The sequence below is a fragment of the Acinetobacter sp. 251-1 genome (assembly GCF_030329305.1).
Lineage (GTDB): Bacteria > Pseudomonadota > Gammaproteobacteria > Pseudomonadales > Moraxellaceae > Acinetobacter > Acinetobacter piscicola_A.
Map to the genome: position 1 here is coordinate 146760 of NZ_JACANS010000010.1, position 21507 is coordinate 168266.

A 21507-nucleotide genomic window follows, 5' to 3' on the forward strand; every position below is an offset into this window, starting at 1 on the left:
ACCGATCTTAAAAATCAATGATCACTCAAAATGGCATAGTCATTGCATATTTAAAATATCTGGTCTGACCTGTCAGACATTAAAATAATTCGAAGTGGAACAAATATGCATTTAGAAACATTTAATCAACTCGAAGCCCATGAAGCTCACATTGTTTTAAAAGCTTGCGTACATATTCCGCGTTGGATATCAGATCTTAGCCATCAGCGACCTTATGCGGCTTTAGAACAGTTATATCAAACTGCTGACCAACATGCCTTAACTTGGCAATGGGCGGAAATTGCGGCAGCTTTGGCACTACATCCCCGCATTGGCGAAAAAAAAGCGGCAGTACAGCTATCTGAAAAAGAACAACAATTTTCTCAACATGAGCAAGCTCAGGTCAGTACAGATGAAGAATTACAACAAGCACTTTATCAGGGCAACTTAGCGTATGAGCATAAATTTGGACATATTTTTTTAATACGAGCTGCTGGTCGTACTGGACAGGAAATATTATCAGCGCTACAACACAGGTTAAAAAATACAGTTGAAAAAGAACAAGTTGAAGTCAAACAACAATTGACTGAAATTGCAATGTTGCGCTTAAAACAAGAGATTCAATAAATGTTAACCATCAGTACACATATTTTAAATGCTTCTCTAGGTCAGCCTGCACCGCAAGTTTTAGTCAAATTATTTTACATTCAAGCCGATCAAAGCACTTTAGTTGATCAACAATTTACCAATGCTGATGGTCGGATTCAGGCATTTCAAATCGATCAATCACCCTGTGGCAGTTACCAATTATGCTTTGAAGTTGCAGCATATTTTCAAGCTTTAAATGTGGACTGTTTTTACCCGAAAGTCTGTATCGATTTTTATGTAAAAGACATGGAGCAACATTATCATGTCCCGTTATTAATCAGCCCATTCTCTTATTCCACTTACCGTGGTAGCTAATCTCTTGTAACTCAGCGGAAAAATGATGACTTAAATTTAAGGAACTCCCCCATGCATCACGATAAAACACAAACTCACGATGAGAATAGCCTCAGTGCTGAACATGAAAATTTAGGCATGCACAAAAATATCATGTATGGTTTGCAGCATGTATTAACCATGTATGGCGGTATTATTGCTCCACCTTTAATCATTGGTTCGGCTGCTGGTTTAGATGCAACAGAAATTGGATTATTGGTTGCTGCTGCACTTTTTGTAGGTGGTCTTGCAACAATTCTACAAACGATTGGTTTTAAATACTTTGGTGCAAAACTTCCAATTGTTCAAGGGGTTTCTTTCGCAGGGGTTGCCACAATTTTAGCCATTGTCAGCACAGGTAGTGGACTTGCATCTGCCTTTGGTGCCGTGATTATCGCATCGGTCATTGGTTTATTACTCACGCCTTTTTTCGCAAAAATTATTCGGTTTTTCCCTCCTGTTGTGACTGGATGTGTGATTACCATGATTGGTATTTCACTGATCCCTGTTGCCATTCGCTGGATTATGGGGGGAAATCCTCAAGCTGCGAATTGGGGTGATCCGATCAATGTCGGCTTAGCGGTACTTACTTTAGCCATTGTCATCATTTTTAGTATGCTTCAACACCAAATTCTACGCCGCCTTGCGATCCTTATTGCCATTGTACTGGGTACACTGTTTGCCTATATGACAGGTTTTGCTGATTTTTCACATGTCACCACTGGGGCAGTATTTGCCTTACCCAGTTTTTTTCATTTTGGTGCACCTGTGTTTGAGTTTTCTGCCATTTTAGCCATGGTGATCGTCACCTTAGTCATTATGACTGAAACCACAGCAGATATTATTGCCATTGGAGAAATTGTAGACACTCCAATAGATGCGAAACGCATCGGTGATGGCTTACGTGCTGATATGTTATCTAGTGCTATTTCCCCTATTTTCGGTTCATTTATGCAAACAGCTTTTGCACAAAATGTAGGTTTAGTTGCAATTACAGGCATTAAAAGCCGCTTTGTTGTGGCGACAGCAGGCTGTATTTTAATTGTTTTAGGTTTATTACCCATCGTTGGACGTTTAGTCGCAGCCATTCCACTACCTGTTTTAGGTGGTGCAGGCATTGTGTTATTTGGTACTGTTGCTGCAAGTGGAATCCGCACGCTTGCAAAAGTCGACTATGACAATCATAAAAACCTCATTATTGTGGCAACTTCACTTGCAATTGGCATGATTCCGATTATAAATCATGAATTCTACGCACAATTTCCAACTTGGGTCAAAACCTTACTGCATTCTGGCATCAGTTCAGCTTGTCTCAGTGCTATCTTACTGAATATTATTTTTAACCATTTACCCTTTACCAAAAAAACACCCAATGTGACTACTTTAACGGTAAATTCAAGTCACTAATTTATATCGTCAATGTCAATACTAACGATGAAAATCTTACAGATAGTATCAATCTTAATGTTTATCTGAACGTCTTGGTAAAGTTAAAGCAGCTCAGTATGTACATATGTTCAGTTAAATAAAAACGGCGAAGTATACTTGTTCCTTCAATCGGCTGAGTTGCTAAAGTCTAATTTAGATCAGATGAACTCATTAAAACCACGCTAACAATGTGGTTTTATTTTATTTGTTGAAGTATCACGATCTCACTATTCGCTTAGTATTAGACCTACGCTTTAAGCTCCATTATTCAAAGATTTCACACGACTCAGCTGATCGACTAATTTCAATAAAGTTGGAATTCGATGTTTTCCATGCATTTCGGAAATCGCTAATTTCGCTTGATCTAGATCAATATCTATGGCTGTTACATATAAGGGTTTTGTACTTTCTCCTCTTAACAATTCATTCGCTTTCGGTGTCCCCTTAAATGGATTTTTTGCAACACCAATCACTGGAATTTTATGCGTCAAAGCATCGTATAAATGCTTACCTAATCCCGCTTTTTGTTCTTCGCCCAAATAAACGAACCCATCTACAACAATCGTACTAATTTGTTCTTTTACTTGATTGAATAATGCGAATATACATGGCAGTTCACGCTTATAAAATTGTCCTGATTCATAATCTGCAATTTCATCAATTTGAATCACATATTGTGTTGTAAACACCTGACTATTCCAATGCTCAAATACAATACCAGCAATCTGGGCACTCGTTTCCGTGTAGGCGACATCTATCGCTAAAATCATGTAATCCCCTTATATTTAGAAAAAATTTTAAAATACGATCACCCATACAGCATAAAAATCTTCTTCAAAATTTCTAATGATCAAATCCATCTACCTATATTAAAAAAATAGTGAATTTATTTACAAAACCACTATACAGTTCTTGATTTGAATCAACTACTTTCAACGTATACAGAAAACATTTTTCTGTAAAAACAATCAGAAATGAAGGGGTTGCTTATGGGATCAATGATTACCGTGACTTCTTGGAAGTACAATGCTTCTTCGCGGTATTTGAAAATTTTTTATAACAATGGTTCTGGTGAACTTTACCATCCTGTACCAGAATTTATTTATGATAATTTACTTCGATGTAGTGATAAAACAGCCTTTGTACATAAATATTTAGAATATGACTTACATTTTAAAAGGCTTTCGATTTTATAATTTATACATTTATTCAAACCATTATTTTTTAATAGATCAGGGAACTTCCTTCCCTGATCTCGATGATGCCAACCGAATAAAATTAAAGTTGGCAATGTTATAAGTTCAAACTTTTACTTTTTAAATGTCACCACAAATAAACCTGCACCAATTGGCAAAGTCGTAGTCATAAAACGTTCATCTTTTTTGACTTCAGCAATAAAACTCTTTACTTCAGCAGCATGTGAAATCACATTGTCTACGATCAACACGCCGCCTTGTTCCGAAATCATTTTTTGCAAATATACCCAATAATTTAGATATGCCTCACGCTCCGCATCTAATAAAATAAAATCATATTTTTCTGCTGCATTGGCTAGAAACTGTTCAGCATCTCCTACCCAAAAATCAATAACATCATCGACCTGTAATTCTTTTGCATAACTCTTGGCTTGTTCAGTACGGCATTCTTCAATTTCAAGCGTTGTTATTTTTCCCCCTGTAACTTGTGCTGCATCTGCTAACCATAAAGTTGAATAACCTGTCGACGTGCCGATTTCTAAAATACGTTTAGACTGCTGAATTCGAATCTGCATAGCGAGAAATAATGCCGACTCTGGCTCTATATTTCGATAACGCTTGATACGCTCACATTGCATAGCATCAAATTTGATAAAGGATTGGTATAACTCATTTAATCGTTGTAAAAATGGGCTACTTAAACTCATATTCAGATCATCCTCATCTTTTCTATTCGTATTATTTCAATTATTTACGTCATTCCAATGACAACTATACCTTATATTTAATTCCTGTTATTCAAATATTTTCTATGCAAATAATTTGTAGCAATGCTTAGACTTTATGTAAGAATTCAAAACGAGAGACGATTTGACCATTTTCCAATTCGACAGTTTCTTTAAACATATCAAGCGGTCTCACCCAAATCGAATAATCGTCATATAAACACTGATAAACGACCAATTTTTCTTGTGTTTCACTATGCTGTGCAACATGCAATACTTGATATAGCTTGCCCTTATAATGACGATAAATACCCTGTTCCATGTGCCTTCACTACTTAATAAAAGGTCAGTATAAAGTTAAGCATTACGCTATACAAATTTTAATCACAAAAAATCCGCTACGAGAGCGGATTTTTTGAAACTCTAACTCAAGAGAAATCTAATTCTTTTTCAAAACCTTTTAACTCGTGACGAGCCATTGCTAAGTTTGATTTAGAACGATCTAATACCAAATAAAGGAATAGATTTTCATTTGTTTCTAAAGGACGGATTAAATGATATTGTTTACCTAAAGTAATCAAAATATCTTCAATTTGGTCATCTAATTTCAATGCTTTTGCAACTTTACGTTTAGCACGAACAACTTCTGTATTACCAGCAGCAGCTAGTTCTAAATCAATTCCTGCACCTGCTGTTGCAAGTGATAAACCGCTTTCACTGTCAACGAGTGCAGCACAAACAAAACCATCAATATCTGATAAAGGTTCTAAAGTAATACGAGCCATAGGATTCCCCATTGTTTTCTTGTTTAACATGTTATTTTGCTATAGTGATATTCTTACAATATCATTACAGCGATCCACACTCGATCGTTAATCGAGCTCTTTCTTAAAAACTAATATTGAGTTTCTTTAATGTTATCCACATCAATATTAAATTTTTATCTCTACTTAATTTTTAACTACTATATCAATATATAACTGTCTGTATATAGTTTATTTTGAAATTTTTTAGTCCACACATTCATTCATACAAACATTGAATAAAATTTAATATTTCACCAAACTTTCAACAGTTTCTTTGGTTTCATACAACATCTGTCCAATTAAAATATCTTTCGATGTTAAGGATACTAAAACCATTGGATATTGCGCATGAGGTACTGCCGTTAAGAGTGCTTTACCATTATCAGCATCCAACGTAATCGTTTGACAACCTACAAGATTAATTTCAGAAATAAATGCGGTGACCATCGCTAAAATAGAACTACTAACTGCCGCAATTTTACTTGAGTTAGCCACATTTTTTTTATTTGCCAAGGCTATCTCAAATCCATCTGAAGAACACAGCATCACAAAATCCACACCAGAAACGCTGTTCAGCAGTTCTCGGATTTTTTGTTCCCCATATTTTGCAAAGTCTTCTGGAATTTTTCTTGATAGATTTACATCTAACATAATCCACCTATAAATTTATTTAAATTAATACACTTTTCATAGATTTTTTTTCCATGATTAAGTTGTTAATTTATTATTCGCCCCAATTAATGCAAAATATATCACATATTTTGTAATTTAAAATATATTTATCACATATATTTTAGTAAATTTCAGTTATTTTCTTCTGCTGTTTATAAAAACATTAAAATAAATTAATCTATTTTTCTACTTTTCTAACACGATTGTGTAGAAGAAATAAACATCAGTACCTTATCATTACTTCACTTATATAAAATTAAAATACAATTAAAATAAAATCGAAAAAACAGATTATTAAAATAAAAACAAACTGTTTTACCTGTTAATGATTTTAGCTTACTATAAGCTCAATGAATAAATTTACTCCCTTGGAGATTGTTAGCATGTTAGATATAAATACTTCTGCTCAATTAAAAACGTTGTTAGAGCGTCTTGAAAGTCCAATCGAAATTGTTGCTTCTTTAAATGGTTCTGATAAATCAGACAAGATTAAAGAATTGGTGACAGAAATTGCTGCACTATCTGATCAAGTGACTGCACGTTTTGATGGTCAAAATGATCGTAAACCAAGTTTTGGTATCGCGAAAGTTGGTGAGCAACCACGTGTATATTTTGCTGGCTTACCAATGGGGCATGAGTTCACATCTTTAATTCTTGCCTTATTACAAGTCTCTGGTTATGCACCTAAAGTTTCAGATGAAATTTTGGCTCAAGTGAAAGGTTTAAACTTAACAGCAAACTTTGATGTATTTGTATCTTTAAGTTGCCATAACTGTCCAGATGTTGTTCAAGCATTGAACTTGATTGCGATCAATAACCCAGGTACAACCGCGACTATGATTGATGGTGCTTTCTTCCAAGATGAAGTTGAAGAACGCAAAATCATGGCTGTACCAATGGTCTTCCAAAATGGTGAACACATTGGCCAAGGTCGTATGACATTGGAAGAGATTGTTGCTAAATTGGATACAGGTGCGGCGGCAAAAGATGCAGAAAAATTAAATGCCAAAGATGCATTTGATGTACTCGTGATTGGTGGTGGACCTGCAGGTGCGACTTCCGCTGTATATGCTGCGCGTAAAGGGATCCGTACAGGTGTTGTATCTGAACGCTTTGGTGGTCAGGTGATGGACACTATGGACATTGAAAACTTTATTTCAGTGCAAAAAACACAAGGTCCTAAATTTGCAGCTGATATGGAAGCCCATGTCCGTGAATACGGTGTGGACATCATGAACTTACAGAAAGTAAAACATATTGTTGGTGCAGACCAAACTGCCAATGGTTTAGTCGAAATTGAACTTGAAAATGGTGCTAAACTTGAATCGAAAACTGTGATCCTATCTACAGGTGCACGTTGGAGAGAAATGAATGTTCCTGGTGAGAAAGAGTATAAAACACGTGGTGTTGCCTACTGCCCTCACTGTGACGGTCCACTCTTCAAAGGTAAACGTGTTGCGGTCATCGGTGGTGGTAACTCAGGTGTTGAAGCAGCAATCGACCTTGCTGGTATTGTTGAACATGTCACGTTAGTGGAGTTTGATACTAAATTACGTGCAGACCAAGTGCTTCAAGACAAATTGAACAGCTTACCAAATACCACTGTGATTATGAATGCGCTTTCAACTGAAGTAGTTGGTGATGGTTCACAAGTGACTGCATTGAAATACAAAGATCGTGCAACTGATGAAGAGCATCAAGTTGAACTTGCTGGAATCTTTGTACAAATCGGTTTACTACCAAATACTGACTTCTTGAAAGACACAGCAGTTGAACTTTCAAACCGCAATGAAATTGTCATCAATGATCGTAACGAAACGAATGTCAAAGGTGTGTTTGCTGCAGGCGACTGTACGACTGTTCCTTATAAACAAATCATCATTGCTTCAGGTGAAGGTGCGAAAGCAGCATTGTCTGCATTTGATTATATGATTCGTTCAGGACAATAATTTTTTAAAGTAAAAGCATAAACGTGCTCTAGGAGCCCTTTATTTTCAAAAATGAAGGGCTTTTATATTTTTGCGACATTAACAATTTTTAATATTCATTTCTCATTATTTTGTTTATATTGAAAATATCCATATGTTTGGATGAAAAATAATAGGTTAAGAAGGTAAAACAAATGAATAAATTACTTGTTGCTCTAGGTCTTGCTGCTACCGTTGCACTTGTGGGTTGTAATAAAGACAAAGCACCTGAAACAGGTGCATCAACTGGTGAACATTTAGAAAATGCTGCCCAACAAGCAGGTCACGATGTTGCAAATGCAACTGAGAATGCTGCTAACGCAACTGCAACTGCTGTAGACAATGCAGCAAGCGCAACTGTTGATGCTGCAAATCATGCTGCAACGGCGACCGCTCATGCTGCTGATGCTACTGTAGATGCTGCAAAAGATGCAACTGCTGCAACTGCTGGTGCAGTTGAGCAAGGTGCTGCAAATGTAAAAGAAGCTGCTAAAAACTAAAATCATTTCCACAATAAAAAAACTCCTTCGGGAGTTTTTTTATGATCAAAATCGAATAAAGTATTTGATTTTTATGTGTGTTCTACTATATTGATAAGAATATTTCTCATTTGAATATATACTATGTCACATCTCCCCCATCATGAGCATCATTTAATCCAACGCGCAGGTTGGCTTCGTGCCGCAGTTTTAGGGGCAAATGATGGCATCATTTCCGTCACAAGTTTAGTTGTTGGAATGGCAGCAAGCGGTGCATCCGCACAAACACTATTTATTACTTGTGTAGCAGGTCTAATTTCTGGTGCAACCTCAATGGCAGCAGGTGAATATATTTCAGTTAAATCTCAAGTGGATATTGAAGAAGCAGATTTAGCTGTTGAAGCAAGAGAGTTAGCCAGAAATCCTCATCATGAACTTAAGGAACTGACTCAAATTTATATCCAACGAGGCTTAACGCCTGAACTTGCACATGAAGTTGCAGTACAACTGAGTGAAAAAGATGCCCTCGAAGCCCATGCTCGGGATGAAATTGGTATCAATGAAATGACGACAGCCAAACCATTGCAAGCCGCAGGCTCTTCTGCACTTTCATTTTCATTGGGTGCGCTATGTCCAATGTTAGCAATACTCCTCAGTCCTGAACAGTGGATGGCACAAATTGTAATGGTTGTGGGCATTCTTTCTTTAGCAATTTTAGGTGCGTTATCTAGCTATTTTGCAGGTACTTCGATGTTCCGTGGTAGTGCCCGTGTTACGGTTTGGGGATTAATTGCTATGCTCTTTGCCATGTGGATCGGTTCTTTATTTGATGTCACTCCACTGTAAAACATTTTATTATCAGAATATCTTATTTATACCATCAGATATTCTCAATTAAATACTTCATAATATGTGATTATTCAATATATTAATCACATAATTATCACTTAAAATACGCTCACTCAATTCGTTATATTTACTACTCCCATGTCTATTGTTGCAGCGAAATCCGATCGATCAAATTCTTCGGTTTGGGTCGCATTTATTCTTATCATTTTAGGCACCTTAGGTGCTTATCATGTTGTTGGTACCACACAAGCACTGTTATTTTTAATTGGCGGTGCTTTAGGTATGACCTTATATCATGCTTCTTTTGGTTTTACCTCCAGTTGGCGTGTCTTTTTAAACGAACGCCGTGGACGTGGTTTACGTGCACAAATGATCATGCTTGCTGTAGCGGTATTATTATTTTTCCCTGCACTTGGTGCAGGAGAGTTATTTGGCAATCCTGTCAAAGGCAATGTCAATCCTGTGTCTATCTCCGTCATGATCGGTGCTTTTATTTTTGGGATCGGCATGCAACTCGGCGGTGGCTGTGCTTCTGGTACACTCTATACGGTAGGAGGTGGTAGCGCACGTATGGTGGTCACACTCATCTTCTTTTGTTTAGGTTCTTTGATCGCAACATCGCATTTGGATTGGTGGTTTAATCTACCTCATCTTGCACCTATTTCATTGGTACACAGTTTGGGAGTGATACCTGCGCTTGTACTGAATCTTGTCATTTTTTCTATCATTGCTGCAATTACAATTTATGTTGAGAAAAAACGTCATGGTCAATTGGAATCAGAACCTGAAACCAAGCAACGCGGCTTTCGTCGTTTTTTACGTGGACCTTGGCCTTTGGTGTGGGGTGGTATTATTCTCACTTTACTTAACTTTGCTACCTTAGCATTGGCGGGTCGTCCATGGGGTGTCACCTCTGCACTTGCTGTTTGGGCTGCAAAAACTGCAAGTTTTGTAGGTGTCGATGTCGCATCTTGGGCATATTGGCAACAAGCTTCAAATGCTAAAGCTTTAACACAATCCCTGTGGTTTGATGTCACCTCAATGATGAATTTTGGCATCATGCTTGGTGCATTACTTGCAGCAAGTTTGGCTGGAAAATTTGCCCCAAATTTAAATATTCCAAAACGTTCATTACTTGCTGCTGTACTCGGCGGTTTAATGTTGGGTTACGGCGCACGTTTGGCATATGGTTGTAATATTGGTGCGTATTTTAGTGGTATTGCATCAGGTAGTTTACATGGTTGGCTATGGCTCGTTTTTGCATTTATAGGCAATAGTGTCGGGGTAAAACTGCGCCCGACGTTCTTTCCAAATGAAAAACCCCTGCCAACCAAACTCAGCGGATGTTAGCTACTCAGTGCCATTAAAAAACGCCCATCAGAGTGGGCATTTTTTAACAGATTAAAATTATGATTTATAGTATTTTTTCATTTAAATAGCGCCAATAACGTTTTGGTACATATTGAATATGCAACTTCATGTTTTGTCGTGCTTGAATATTGACACTATTAAAATAATCTTTCCAAAGTTTGTCATATAAAACTTCTTCATCGTCCAATTCAATCGTAAAATTCTGACTTGATCCAATCATATTATTTGAGTCAATTTCACACGCATTCATCTGGATTTGATGGATTTCATTTAAATCATAGTAAATCCCATATTTACGCTGCTCATCATAAATCAACCATTTTTGATCTTGATAACGGGCTTTAAAATGTCGCTCGATTAAAGGTAGCACATTAAAATCGGGTTTAATCAAACTTAAAAATAAAGCATCTTTACACTTTTTAAATCTTACAAAAGCTTCCATGCGGTGCTTTTCACGTCCAACTTGTTTTGCCCATTTTGATAAGGCTAAAACTGAAGGATGCCCATAATTTTGATCAATATTTTTTTGTGATGAAAATACATAAACACTAAAATTGAATAAATGCTGAAAAGCTTCTGCATTTTCAGATAAAAAAGTGTAATAAAAGTTTCTTAATGCACTTATGGAAATTTTTTGCTTTAAACCTTGCCACACCCGCTGCGCTTGCACATCATCTGAAGGTACAACAATGGTATCACCCAATAAGCTATTTTGTGATTGAGCTTGATGACAAATTTCAATCTCAAATTCTTTAAATTGAAACGCTCGAAATACACAGCACAATAGTCCCGTGAGTGTTCCATCAAAAATATAAATTGTCATTAAAAACCAAAACCTAACTGCGGCGAAAGTTGTTTCTGGTATTTCGAGTGACCTGACTGCAAAATCTGTTGACGAATTTGGCTTGGTAACTGCTGTTTTAAAAATTTCGGCGTATCTACACAGTAAATAAAATGTTGTGCGCGATTATAAGCCACACCTAAACGTTTCAATTGATCAATATGAATTTTACCAAACCGCCGTGCCTGCACAATTTTTTTTGCGGAACGTACACCAATACCAGGTACACGTAAAATCATTCGATAATCGGCAGTATTAATATCCACAGGAAATTGTTCCGGATGCCTTAACGCCCAACCTAGCTTAGGATCAACATCCAAATCCAAATAAGGATGCTGATCATCGACAATTTCAGTGGCATCAAAACCATAAAAACGCATTAACCAATCAGATTGATACAAGCGATTTTCACGTAGTAATGGGGGCGCTGAGCCAATGGCAGGTAACATTTTTTCATCATCATTAATAGGAATATAACCTGAAAAATATACGCGTTTTAAGTTAAATGCTTTGTAATGATGATCTGCCATTAAAATAATATCTTGATCTGTTTCGTGATGTGCACCAATCACCATTTGCGTGGTCTGACCCGCTGGCACAAATTTAGGTACAGATTTAATCATTTTTCGCTCATCTTTCAATTGAATGAGACGATCACGCACAATTCCTAAATCTTTTTGAACTTCTTGATGGTTTTTTTCAGGTGCAAATTTCTTCAGTCCTGCTTCTGTCGGCATTTCCAAGTTAATACTCATACGGTCTACATATAAACCCGCTTCATGAATAATCTCAGACGAGGCACCTGGAATGGTTTTGAGATGAATATAGCCGTTAAAATTTTCTTCAAGTCTGAGTTTTTTAACCACTTGTAGCATACGTTCCATCGTAAAATCCGCCGACTTAAAGATCCCTGAACTCAGAAATAATCCTTCAATATAATTACGACGATAAAAATTAATGGTGAGGTCCACCACCTCTTGTACAGTAAAAGAAGCTCGTTTCACATCATTAGAACGTCTAGACACACAATAAGAACAGTCATAAATACAGACATTTGAAAACAAAATTTTGAGTAGAGAAACACAACGACCATCTTCGGTATAACTATGACATATACCTGAGCCTGTGTTCCCTAAACCTTTTTCTTTATTTTTGCGATTGCTGCCACTCGACGAACATGACACATCATATTTGGCAGCATCAGCTAAAATCTGTAATTTTTCACTGATACGATCAGACATACATTGTCACCTGTTTTGCTTAAGGGTAATGTATTATAAAATTCATAGGCAAGATCATGTGTTCTCTTATCTTTTGAACGTCGTATTGTGTCGTTTTAAATTTTAAGTATGAGTGGATAAACATTTCATGATTAAATAACGATTATTATTTGCCATCCTTCACCTAGTTCAGCTAATTTAGGAATATCTTGAAGGAGCACAGTGATGAATATATTAGAACGCTTAGGAATCCGACACCCTATTTTTTTAGCCCCAATGGCAGGTGTTTCCACACCTGAATTGGCAGCCGAAGTGGCAAATCAAGGAGGTCTTGGCTCACTGGGTTTAGGGGCAAATTCAGTCAGTGCTGCTCGTGAGCAAATCTTAAAAACCCAAGAGTTGACAAGTTTGCCCTTTCAAGTGAACTTTTTTTGCCATCAGCCTGAAGTATTGAATGAAACAGCAAATCAAAGATGGATTGAACATTTAAAACCTGAATTTGCAAAGTTTAATGCAGAAGCGCCACAAGATTTGAAATGCATTTACCCTAGTTTTCTGGACAATGATGATTTTTTAAATTTAGTTTTGCAGACACAACCCAAAGCCGTGAGTTTTCATTTTGGCATTCCACATGCTTATCAAATTCAACAATTAAAAGATGCAAATATTATTACCATGGTGTCTGCCACCAATCTTGCAGAAGCCAAAGCCATCGAAGCAGCAGGTATTGATATCATCATTGCACAAGGTGTAGAAGCAGGTGGGCATCGTGGTATTTTTAATCCTGATTTGGATGGTGCAATTAAAACTTTTGATCTCATTCAACTGATTAAAAAATACTGTCAGACACCTGTCGTCGCTGCGGGCGGTATTATGAACGGTCAACAAGCCAAACAAGCACTGAACTTAGGTGCGGAAGCTGTACAACTCGGCACCGCTTTCGTTCAATGTAAAAGCTCTAATGCCAATACAGCCTATCGCAAAGCATTATTTGACCACCCAATTACCCAAATCACAGCAAGTATTTCAGGACGTCCTGCACGTGGTCTAATTAATCAATGGGCTTCCTTTATTGATCTACCTGATCGTCCACCTGTTGCACCATATCCTTATGCTTATGATTTAGCAAAACAATTGAATGCTTTAGCTGTGCAAAATGGTGAGGTTGGTTATGGAGCTTTTTGGGCAGGTTCAAATGTTGCTCAAATCCGCCCATTAGAAGCACAAGATTTAATCAATCAATTGGTCTTGGAAATGAATCAAGCTTAAATTGATGATTGCAACAATCAGGTCTAAGTCTTAATTGGATTTAGACCTGATATCGTTCCGCCAGCATATACACTAAATCTAACTCAGGACATTGATATTCCAAAGCTGTCATGGCAGCCGTGACCTGTCCCCGATGATGCGTGCCATGATTAAATACATGCAATAATGTTGCTGCATAAGGTAAACTCATTGGTGTACCTGAGGCTCGCTGATAAGTTAAATTTCCTTTGAGTTTTGTGTCATCTAAACCATCGACAAATTCAACCCAATGCTGAGCTTTTTGTACCAACTCATTCAATAATCGCTGTTTTTCCGTATGTAAAATGGTGTCTAAAGACACAATGGGTGAAATACCATGTTTAAAACGTGCGTACCATAAGCTATGTTCGCCCAATAATAAATGATTTAAAGTTCCTGCAATACTCTTAAAATATAATCCAACATTTTGATTAAAATCTATATCTGACATTTCAGCCAAGTGCTTATCCAAACGCTGAGTTGCCCATACATTGTATTCGGCAAAAAGTTGAAATGTCTCTTTATTCATTTTTTCACGTCATCAATACTTGTAATTTATCTTGATACAAACACAATTTTGATTAAAATAACAACATATTTTTATTATTACCATATTTTTATTATTACCATATTTCTCTCATGATAAATCCAATTTTTTGCCTTGCGGTAAATCATTTCCCACTTATTTAACTCGGTTTTTATTTTTCAAAAACTTGGTTCAATGTTTAAGTGAGATTTATCATGCCTGCATATCATGAAATTCGTGCAGTATATGATCGTGACAGCATCATGGTCTATCAAGCCTATAATCAACAGATCGCTCAACTGGCAGTGCAACATCAGAAATTTGTTGCGCCATTTTCCTTTCACAGAATGACATGGATTAAACCCTCATTTCTATGGTGAATGGGACGCAGTCATTGGGCACGTCAATCAGGGCAAGAACACATTCTTGCCATACGCATCAAACGTATTTTTTGAGAACGTCTACTTGCTCAAAGCGTACATACTGATCCGAGCTTATTCCAAACACAGAAAGATCAACAATGGATTGATCTTTTTGAGCAGGCACAGGTTCATGTTCAATGGGATCCTGAACGTAATCTGAAAAGTGCCAAACTGGAACATCGTAGTATTCAGATCGGCATCAGTCGTTTTCTGATTCAAAAGTTTAACAATGAGGCAATTCTGGCCATCGATGACATCACGCCTTTGGTTCGAAAAATGGCACAGTTGCGTAAAGATGGACAATATAAACATGCAGAAAAACTGCTGCCCAAAGAACGCATCTATCCTTTAAGCACTGCACTGAAAAAGCATTTAGGGATTGATTAAATCTGTCTTGCTAAGATGAGCATTTATAGAATGAGAGCATGCTCCCATTCTATCTTCCATAGAATCCGCTAAGACAGAACACCAGTTAGATATCAAGTAAATTCACTTTCTCAACTTGCACATCACTCATGATATTTCCTTGTTCTAATAAATGATTGAAATAGGCCTCAACAACTTTTGCTTGATCTGCTGTACTTTCCACTTTATACATATTTTGACGGAATTCATTACTTGAACGTAAACCTTTGGTATACCAAGCAATATGTTTTCGTGCAATACGGCAGCCTGAATACTCACCATAAAATTCATATAACTCAGACAAATGCCCCAGCAACACATCTTTCACTTCCTGAATATCAGGTGCGACTAAATGTTCACCTGTTTCGAGATAATGTGCGATTTCACGGAAAATCCACGGGCGACCTTGGGCAGCACGTCCAATCATCACGGCATCAGCCCCTGTATAATCCAAAACATATTTGGCTTTTTCAGGACTATCAATGTCACCATTGGCAATCACAGGAATCGACAGCATGCTTTTTACATCTTTAATCAAGCTATAACGTGCTGTATTTAAATACATATCCTCACGAGTACGCCCATGTAAAGCAAGTGCTGCAATCCCTGCTTCTTCTGCACGTTTTGCCACACGCATAATATTTTCATGCCCATTTAAAAAACCTAAACGGGTCTTTAAGGTCACAGGTACATCGACCGCAGCGACAACTGCATCCAAAATTCGAGCCACTAAGTCTTCATCTTTGAGTAATGCCGAACCTGCCAATTTATTACAAACCTTTTTAGCAGGACACCCCATATTAATGTCGACAATTTGAGCGCCATTCGAGACTTGATAACGTGCCGCTTCAGCCAACTGCTCAGGCTCTGAACCTGCAATTTGCGCTGAAATAGGCGCAAGTTCACCGTCAAAATTGGCACGATATAAACTTTTTTTGGTCATACGTAAAGTTTGATCAGAGGTCATCATTTCACTGACCGCATGTCCTGCACCAAAGTATTTGCACAATGTGCGAAATGGCCGATCAGTGACACCTGCCATCGGGGCAACAAAAACAGGAGAATGCTTTGATCTATCAAATAAGTCTTGAATGACCTGATATTGACTCAATTGTATAACCTCATTTAACGTTTTAAATCCACTACACCCTCTTCATATTCTATTTAAAATGCAATTTGCATAGATAGAATACCCTGCCAAAAGTGGTTAAATCGTTATTTACACAGCACAAAAAAGGGCTTAGCATCCCAATCAACATTGGCGCTAATCATTTATTAGGCTATTGTAAATCTTGACGTTATATTTGTGTAAAAAACTTTGGAATAATTAATCGCGCAAAAGCATGACTTATATTTTTTTAAAATATAAGTCATCTGACAGATAGTTTAGGATTGTTGAGTTGTCACCGAAACCTAAAGTTTTTAAGCGCATTCATTTAAGACAAAGTTTGTGACTCTGCATAGAATGGATTTGATTGATCTTTCATCATAAAGCGATTGTGATCCGCTTGTTGTAATACATCCTGACTCTTAGACTGATGATCTGAAACAGAAATACCGTAACTCAACATTGGTAAAATTTCTTTATTTTTGAGCTTTATAGGATGTGCCTGAATTGCATTCAATAAACGTCCTGCAATTTGCGTCATTTGGGCTTGGTTAATATCATTTAAAATCAAAATAAATTCTGAATCACTCAAACGCCCAATCAAATCAGTTTCACGAATATTATGAGCAAGTTTTTGAGCAACTTCGTAGATTACTTTATCACCAGATTTTTGATTGTATTGCGTACGAATTTCATCTAAATTATCAATATTAATCAATAGAATGCCATAATGCGTTGTTTCTTGTGGGTGCAATTCTTTGACAAATTGATTAATTCCAAACTGATTGTAAACCCCAGTCAAAGCGTCAATTTCTATACTTTGATCTTTTGTATCTTTATGAATCAGTTTCGTAATAAATGAATTTTTCAAAACCTGATTCACAAATCTATACAGTTTACGGCGCTTTTCTGAATAGATTTTATTTCTCATAACAATCCCCTAGCGGTGACATTTTTTTTGTTTTCATCGCATAAATGTAGCAATTTATTCAAAAATTTCCAAACTTATTTTCCTACAAATTACTGACACACATAATAGTAAAAAAAATTTAAGCGAAACATATCACATAAAGTTTAAAAATTTAATAAAAATATTATGGATATATGTTTTTCATTTTCTCATCATCATTGTTCTCTGACTTTTATCAGTCATCAACTCAAAGCAGAGAATTTCATATAATCGAAACAAAATGATGATCAAAATCTTACAGCCAATAACCCAAATACTGCTAAGCGCCACATTGTGCTAAAAATAATTCAATAGCATGTTGTGCAATTTCTGCATCTTCAAATGATTTAACACCTGAAACCCCCACAGCACCGACCAACTGTCCTTGGTATAAAATCGGCTCACCACCTTCTAACATGCCCGAAAAAGTATCCATAGTGAGAAAACCCATCTGACCATTTTTAATTAAATTTTCAAATAAGCCCGAAGGACGACGGCTAATCGCAGAGCATTTGGCTTTTTCTAAACATAAATTTGCAGTCATTGGTGAAGCACCATCCATACGCTTCATAGCAAGTAAATTGCCTGTTTCATCGACAATTGCAATGCTGACATTAAATTGTTTTTGAACTGCATATTGATATGCCTGATCCAATAAAAACTCGGCATCAGCCAAGGTCAAATAATGTTTGGTTTGCATCCATTCATTCCTGTTAAAATTTAAAGGAGTTCCCTCTCCTGAGCGAATTTTCAAGCACTGCTTTAAAAATGATGCCAAAGTGAGGGTTAGCCAAAGGTAAAATACTCAATTGCATTTAAAGCAATGCCTTAAATGCAATATAAGTGAGTCATTAACCTTTCATTTCTGCAAAAACTTCTTTTGCCATATCAATGGTAAATTGAATATCTTCATCACTATGTGCAGCTGAAATAAAGCCCGCTTCAAAAGCCGATGGCGCAAGATTGACACCACGTTTTAACATACCGTGGAAGAACTTACGGAAAGCGTCGACATCACATTTCAACATCGAGTCAAAGCTTGTGATATCTTCTTGATCTGTAAAGTACAAGCCAAACATTGCACCCACTTGCTGAGTTTTAAAGGCAATGCCTGCTTCATTCGCAGCAGCTTGTAAACCTATAAGTAATTTTTCGAGTTGTGCAGTAATATTTTCATAAAAGCCGTCTTGGCGTAAATGCTTAAACATTTCAATTCCTGCACGCATCGCCAATGGATTGCCTGACAATGTCCCTGCTTGATACACTTTACCAAGTGGCGCAATGCATTCCATCACTTCACGTTTACCACCAAAGGCACCTACAGGCAGACCTGCACCAATGATTTTACCCAGAGTGGTTAAGTCAGGGGTTACACCATAATGTGCTTGCGCACCGCCCAGGCCCACACGGAAACCTGTCATCACTTCATCAATGATGAAAACTGAACCATGCTCGTCACACACATCACGAATGGCTTGTAAGAATCCATCAATCGGTTTAACCAGATTCATATTGCCTGCGACAGGTTCAACAATCACCCCTGCAATTTCAGCACCAAACTTGGCAAAGCATTCTTTTAAAGTGGGAATATCATTGTATGGCAATGTTAAAGTGTGTTTAGCAAAATCAGCAGGAACGCCCGCAGAAGTTGCCTCCCCTTCACCTTTGGTTAATAAACCTGATCCTGCTTTCACAAGCAATGAATCTGAGTGACCGTGATAACAACCTTCAAATTTGACAATTTTGTCACGCCCTGTATAACCACGCGCTAAACGAATCGCCGTCATGGTCGCCTCAGTCCCTGAGTTGGTCATACGAACCAATTCAATTGAAGGCATAATTTCACAGATAATATCTGCAAGTGTTGTTTCATGCACAGTCGGTGCACCGAAACTTAAACCATCGACAGCAGCATCTTGCACTGCTTTGATAATGTCAGGATGCGCATGCCCTAAAATCATCGGTCCCCATGAGCCCACATAGTCGACATAACGCTTGCCATCGACATCGTATAAATAAGCACCCTTGGCTTTTTCAATAAAAACTGGCGTACCACCGACACCATTAAACGCACGTACAGGAGAGTTCACTCCACCTGGAATGTGTTTGCTTGCTTGTTTAAACAATTGTTCTTGCTTGGCAGATAAAGTCATGGAAATGCTCAACTTAAAAATACAATGGCATTCAAAAAAGCTTATGCTTTTGATGCAAATAAATCAGCCCATTCGTGGGTACGCACAGTAACGCCTGATAATGATTGTCCCAATATATCACTAATCACGGCACAAAGGTCGGCACCAGCATCAATCACTTCACTTGAATTTTCAACAGTTAAACCACCAATCGCACAAATTGGCACATTAAATTTTGCTTTGGCTTGTTTTAAAGTCTCTAAACCAATATTACCCGCCTCAGGCTTGGTTTCAGTGGCATAAATTGCACCAAAAGCTACATAGTTTGCACCATCAGCAATGGCTTGTTCTGCAAGCTCAATCGAATTATTACAACTACGTCCGATCAAAACATTTTTCGGCAAACGAGTAACTGCTTCTACGATAGAACCATCATCTTGCCCTAAATGTACACCCACACCATATTTTACCGCAGCATCTAAGTCATCATTAATGACAAAAGGGACTTTATATTGCGCACACATCGACTTCATATATTCGATTTCATAGTCCTGATCTTGTTTTGCCACTTTTTTACGGCGATATTGCAATACTGCCACTTCATAAGTTGACATTGCACCTTCAAGCTTTGCCAATAAAAGCTCAATTGGATCATCATTGGTGATTAAATATAAACCGCGCATAAGTCAAAAACTCAAAACAAATACAAAACTTTGATTATTATAAGACAAAGCGTTATGAGAACACATTGATTAAATGTAGAAATTAAAAAACTTAATCATTTACTGAACTTATTGATAAAACTGACTGCAAATAATTTCAGTAATTTGACTCATAGTAAATTAGGCAAAAAGACGATTTTATGATCAATTTTATAAAAAAAAGCTACCAAAACTGCTAAAAAAGGGCTGAAATGTAACTGGATCGGCTTTTTTTTTGCGGATGAGTAGCGGTTTTTAAACAACATAAACCATTGAAATAAAAATAATTTTAATGAATAATTTCGCACAACCCCCCCATTATGTTAAATGAAATCAATATTCGAGTAATTTTCTTTTATACTAAGTGAAAATTTATGATATTTAACTCAACTTATGAATCCAACAATAGATACAATTTTAAGAAAAGTAGATAGCTTTAAGCTTACTCAAGATTTTTTCTTTGTGATGAACAAAACCAGTCACTTAAGGTATTCAAATATTTACAAAATAGATAAGAGAGAATTCAAAAATTTAGAGTTAGATAATGCTGAAAATGATATTTTCCTTGAAATACTTAACCTTATGGATAGTTCAGAATTAGATAATGGAATTTATAGCTATTATTCTATTGATAAAAAAGTAATACATCATACTGATTACAATCCTGAGTTATTTTGGGATGATGTGATGGAGTTAATTCTATATCAAACTTATGGGGTAACGCCATTTGATACAGAACGAAAAGCTCAATTAGAAGAGAGCCTTTCACAAGAAAAAATAAAGAAAACGCTTGTATATGCTTGTCATCTTAATTTAGTAGATCAGATAGATTTTTTATTATCAAAAAAAATAAGTAAAGGTGAGTTAAATAGAGAGCTTAAAGGTGTAGGAACTCCTTTAGGATTGAGCATTCAGGAAAATAATACTGATTTAGCTAAGAAATTATTAGAACTTGGTGCAGACCCAAAGAAAAAATCATTTGTATATACGCCACTTGAATTGGCCTTTAGATATTCAGATGAAATGGTATTCTATTTTTTTGAGCATTTTAAAGAATATTTTATTAAAACGATAACACAAAAGGGCTTAGCTATTGCTGGGCTCAATAAAAATACTGAAATTTATAAATTATTAATAGATTTAGGTTGTAATCCACTCGGTAAAGATCCAGTTTTCCAAATGCCACATGTTTTCGTAGATTATAATAATTTATACGGATTACAGTTCTTAGCTGAATATGGAATAGATATGAAACACAAAAATAAATACAAGGAAACAGCATTTGAAAGAGCACAGAAGCAAGGAAAAACTGAATTAATGAACTACCTAGAAGCGTTTAATTAGGTTTTCTAAAATTAACATAATACACCTTATGCGAAAGCATCTTGTAACTCCAAAATAGAAATGTCCGGTTTCTCCAAAGTAAAAATGTCCGCTTTTAGAATATGCACTTTTGCAATTTC

Annotated in this window: 23 protein-coding genes and 1 pseudogene; 11 read left to right on the forward strand and 13 right to left on the reverse strand. The window is 36.6% G+C overall.

Annotated features, from left to right (window positions below; translation table 11 throughout):
- Positions 1–105: 105 nt before the first annotated feature.
- Genes uraD through HX129_RS10245 form a run of 3 tightly spaced genes read left to right on the forward strand, consistent with a single transcriptional unit; the run spans position 106 to position 2367 of the window.
- Positions 106–606 carry a 2-oxo-4-hydroxy-4-carboxy-5-ureidoimidazoline decarboxylase gene (gene uraD / locus HX129_RS10235; protein ID WP_286434234.1) on the forward strand — a complete coding sequence of 167 codons (501 nt, stop codon included), beginning with the start codon at positions 106–108 and terminating at the stop codon, positions 604–606.
- Positions 607–942, forward strand: coding sequence for a hydroxyisourate hydrolase (uraH, locus tag HX129_RS10240; RefSeq protein WP_286434233.1), 336 nt, complete (start codon positions 607–609; stop codon positions 940–942). It begins immediately after the preceding gene.
- 51 nt (positions 943–993) lie between these two features.
- On the forward strand, positions 994–2367 hold the full coding sequence (locus tag HX129_RS10245) for a nucleobase:cation symporter-2 family protein (protein WP_286434230.1): 1374 nt from the start codon (positions 994–996) through the stop codon (positions 2365–2367).
- Positions 2368–2642: 275 nt separating this feature from the next.
- Here the strand turns inward: HX129_RS10245 and HX129_RS10250 are convergent, their stop codons facing one another.
- Positions 2643–3158 (reverse strand): endonuclease V, encoded by a 516-nt coding sequence (locus HX129_RS10250; protein ID WP_174493574.1) that lies wholly within the window; start codon positions 3156–3158, stop codon positions 2643–2645.
- 219 nt (positions 3159–3377) lie between these two features.
- Here HX129_RS10250 and HX129_RS10255 point away from each other — a divergent pair, with 219 nt between their 5' ends.
- Positions 3378–3584: a KTSC domain-containing protein gene (locus HX129_RS10255; RefSeq protein ID WP_086322726.1), complete on the forward strand. Its 207-nt coding sequence runs from the start codon at positions 3378–3380 to the stop codon at positions 3582–3584.
- Positions 3585–3697: 113 nt separating this feature from the next.
- Here HX129_RS10255 and HX129_RS10260 read toward each other — a convergent pair whose 3' ends face one another.
- From HX129_RS10260 to HX129_RS10275, 4 genes are all read right to left on the reverse strand, one after another.
- Entirely contained in the window at positions 3698–4291 is a 594-nt protein-coding gene (locus tag HX129_RS10260; RefSeq protein WP_286434227.1) for an O-methyltransferase, read from the reverse strand.
- 127 nt (positions 4292–4418) lie between these two features.
- Positions 4419–4631: a DUF1653 domain-containing protein gene (locus HX129_RS10265; RefSeq protein WP_130073209.1), complete on the reverse strand. Its 213-nt coding sequence runs from the start codon at positions 4629–4631 to the stop codon at positions 4419–4421.
- Between the two features lie 106 nt (positions 4632–4737).
- Positions 4738–5094 (reverse strand): roadblock/LC7 domain-containing protein, encoded by a 357-nt coding sequence (locus HX129_RS10270; RefSeq protein ID WP_130073208.1) that lies wholly within the window; start codon positions 5092–5094, stop codon positions 4738–4740.
- Positions 5095–5358: 264 nt separating this feature from the next.
- Positions 5359–5766, reverse strand: a complete 408-nt coding sequence (locus HX129_RS10275) for a roadblock/LC7 domain-containing protein (RefSeq protein ID WP_130073207.1) — start codon at positions 5764–5766, stop codon at positions 5359–5361.
- Between the two features lie 404 nt (positions 5767–6170).
- Between HX129_RS10275 and ahpF the strand changes: the two genes are divergently transcribed.
- The 4 genes from ahpF to HX129_RS10295 all read left to right on the forward strand — a co-directional run bounded on the left by ahpF (position 6171) and on the right by HX129_RS10295 (position 10432).
- A complete protein-coding gene (ahpF, locus tag HX129_RS10280) occupies positions 6171–7736 on the forward strand; it encodes an alkyl hydroperoxide reductase subunit F (protein ID WP_286436173.1) in 1566 nt (521 codons plus the stop codon).
- Between the two features lie 173 nt (positions 7737–7909).
- The gene (locus HX129_RS10285) at positions 7910–8254 is read left to right on the forward strand and encodes a hypothetical protein (protein ID WP_174492422.1); all 345 of its coding nucleotides are present in this window, start codon (positions 7910–7912) and stop codon (positions 8252–8254) included.
- A 123-nt stretch (positions 8255–8377) separates the two neighbouring features.
- Positions 8378–9079, forward strand: coding sequence for a VIT1/CCC1 transporter family protein (locus tag HX129_RS10290; protein WP_286434221.1), 702 nt, complete (start codon positions 8378–8380; stop codon positions 9077–9079).
- Positions 9080–9220: 141 nt separating this feature from the next.
- Positions 9221–10432, forward strand: a complete 1212-nt coding sequence (locus HX129_RS10295; protein ID WP_130073203.1) for a YeeE/YedE family protein — start codon at positions 9221–9223, stop codon at positions 10430–10432.
- Between the two features lie 64 nt (positions 10433–10496).
- Here the strand turns inward: HX129_RS10295 and HX129_RS10300 are convergent, their stop codons facing one another.
- Complete coding sequence (locus HX129_RS10300) at positions 10497–11276, reverse strand: TIGR03915 family putative DNA repair protein (protein WP_130073202.1); 780 nt, start codon at positions 11274–11276, stop codon at positions 10497–10499.
- Complete coding sequence (locus HX129_RS10305; RefSeq protein WP_286434218.1) at positions 11276–12535, reverse strand: putative DNA modification/repair radical SAM protein; 1260 nt, start codon at positions 12533–12535, stop codon at positions 11276–11278. The genes HX129_RS10300 and HX129_RS10305 overlap by 1 nt, the downstream gene beginning before the upstream one ends.
- 204 nt (positions 12536–12739) lie before the next feature.
- On the opposite strand from HX129_RS10305, the gene HX129_RS10310 reads away from it, so the two are divergent.
- Positions 12740–13783, forward strand: a complete 1044-nt coding sequence (locus HX129_RS10310) for an NAD(P)H-dependent flavin oxidoreductase (protein ID WP_286434216.1) — start codon at positions 12740–12742, stop codon at positions 13781–13783.
- 40 nt (positions 13784–13823) lie between these two features.
- Here HX129_RS10310 and HX129_RS10315 read toward each other — a convergent pair whose 3' ends face one another.
- Positions 13824–14330 (reverse strand): DinB family protein, encoded by a 507-nt coding sequence (locus HX129_RS10315; RefSeq protein WP_174492417.1) that lies wholly within the window; start codon positions 14328–14330, stop codon positions 13824–13826.
- 212 nt (positions 14331–14542) lie between these two features.
- Here HX129_RS10315 and HX129_RS10320 point away from each other — a divergent pair.
- Positions 14543–15136 (forward strand): annotated as a pseudogene (locus HX129_RS10320) (DUF4291 domain-containing protein).
- 85 nt (positions 15137–15221) lie between these two features.
- Here HX129_RS10320 and dusB read toward each other — a convergent pair.
- The 5 genes from dusB to thiE form a co-directional block, all read right to left on the reverse strand.
- Positions 15222–16247, reverse strand: a complete 1026-nt coding sequence (dusB, locus tag HX129_RS10325; RefSeq protein WP_502872634.1) for a tRNA dihydrouridine synthase DusB — start codon at positions 16245–16247, stop codon at positions 15222–15224.
- A gap of 343 nt (positions 16248–16590) precedes the next feature.
- Positions 16591–17193: a GGDEF domain-containing protein gene (locus tag HX129_RS10330; RefSeq protein ID WP_130073197.1), complete on the reverse strand. Its 603-nt coding sequence runs from the start codon at positions 17191–17193 to the stop codon at positions 16591–16593.
- Positions 17194–17491: 298 nt separating this feature from the next.
- Positions 17492–17911 carry a GlcG/HbpS family heme-binding protein gene (locus HX129_RS10335; RefSeq protein ID WP_130073196.1) on the reverse strand — a complete coding sequence of 140 codons (420 nt, stop codon included), beginning with the start codon at positions 17909–17911 and terminating at the stop codon, positions 17492–17494.
- Positions 17912–18062: 151 nt separating this feature from the next.
- On the reverse strand, positions 18063–19364 hold the full coding sequence (gene hemL / locus HX129_RS10340; protein ID WP_130073195.1) for a glutamate-1-semialdehyde 2,1-aminomutase: 1302 nt from the start codon (positions 19362–19364) through the stop codon (positions 18063–18065).
- Positions 19365–19405: 41 nt separating this feature from the next.
- Positions 19406–20026 (reverse strand): thiamine phosphate synthase, encoded by a 621-nt coding sequence (thiE, locus tag HX129_RS10345; protein WP_130073194.1) that lies wholly within the window; start codon positions 20024–20026, stop codon positions 19406–19408.
- 411 nt (positions 20027–20437) lie between these two features.
- On the opposite strand from thiE, the gene HX129_RS10350 reads away from it, so the two are divergent.
- Complete coding sequence (locus HX129_RS10350; RefSeq protein ID WP_286434208.1) at positions 20438–21388, forward strand: ankyrin repeat domain-containing protein; 951 nt, start codon at positions 20438–20440, stop codon at positions 21386–21388.
- The last annotated feature ends 119 nt before the right edge of the window (positions 21389–21507 follow it).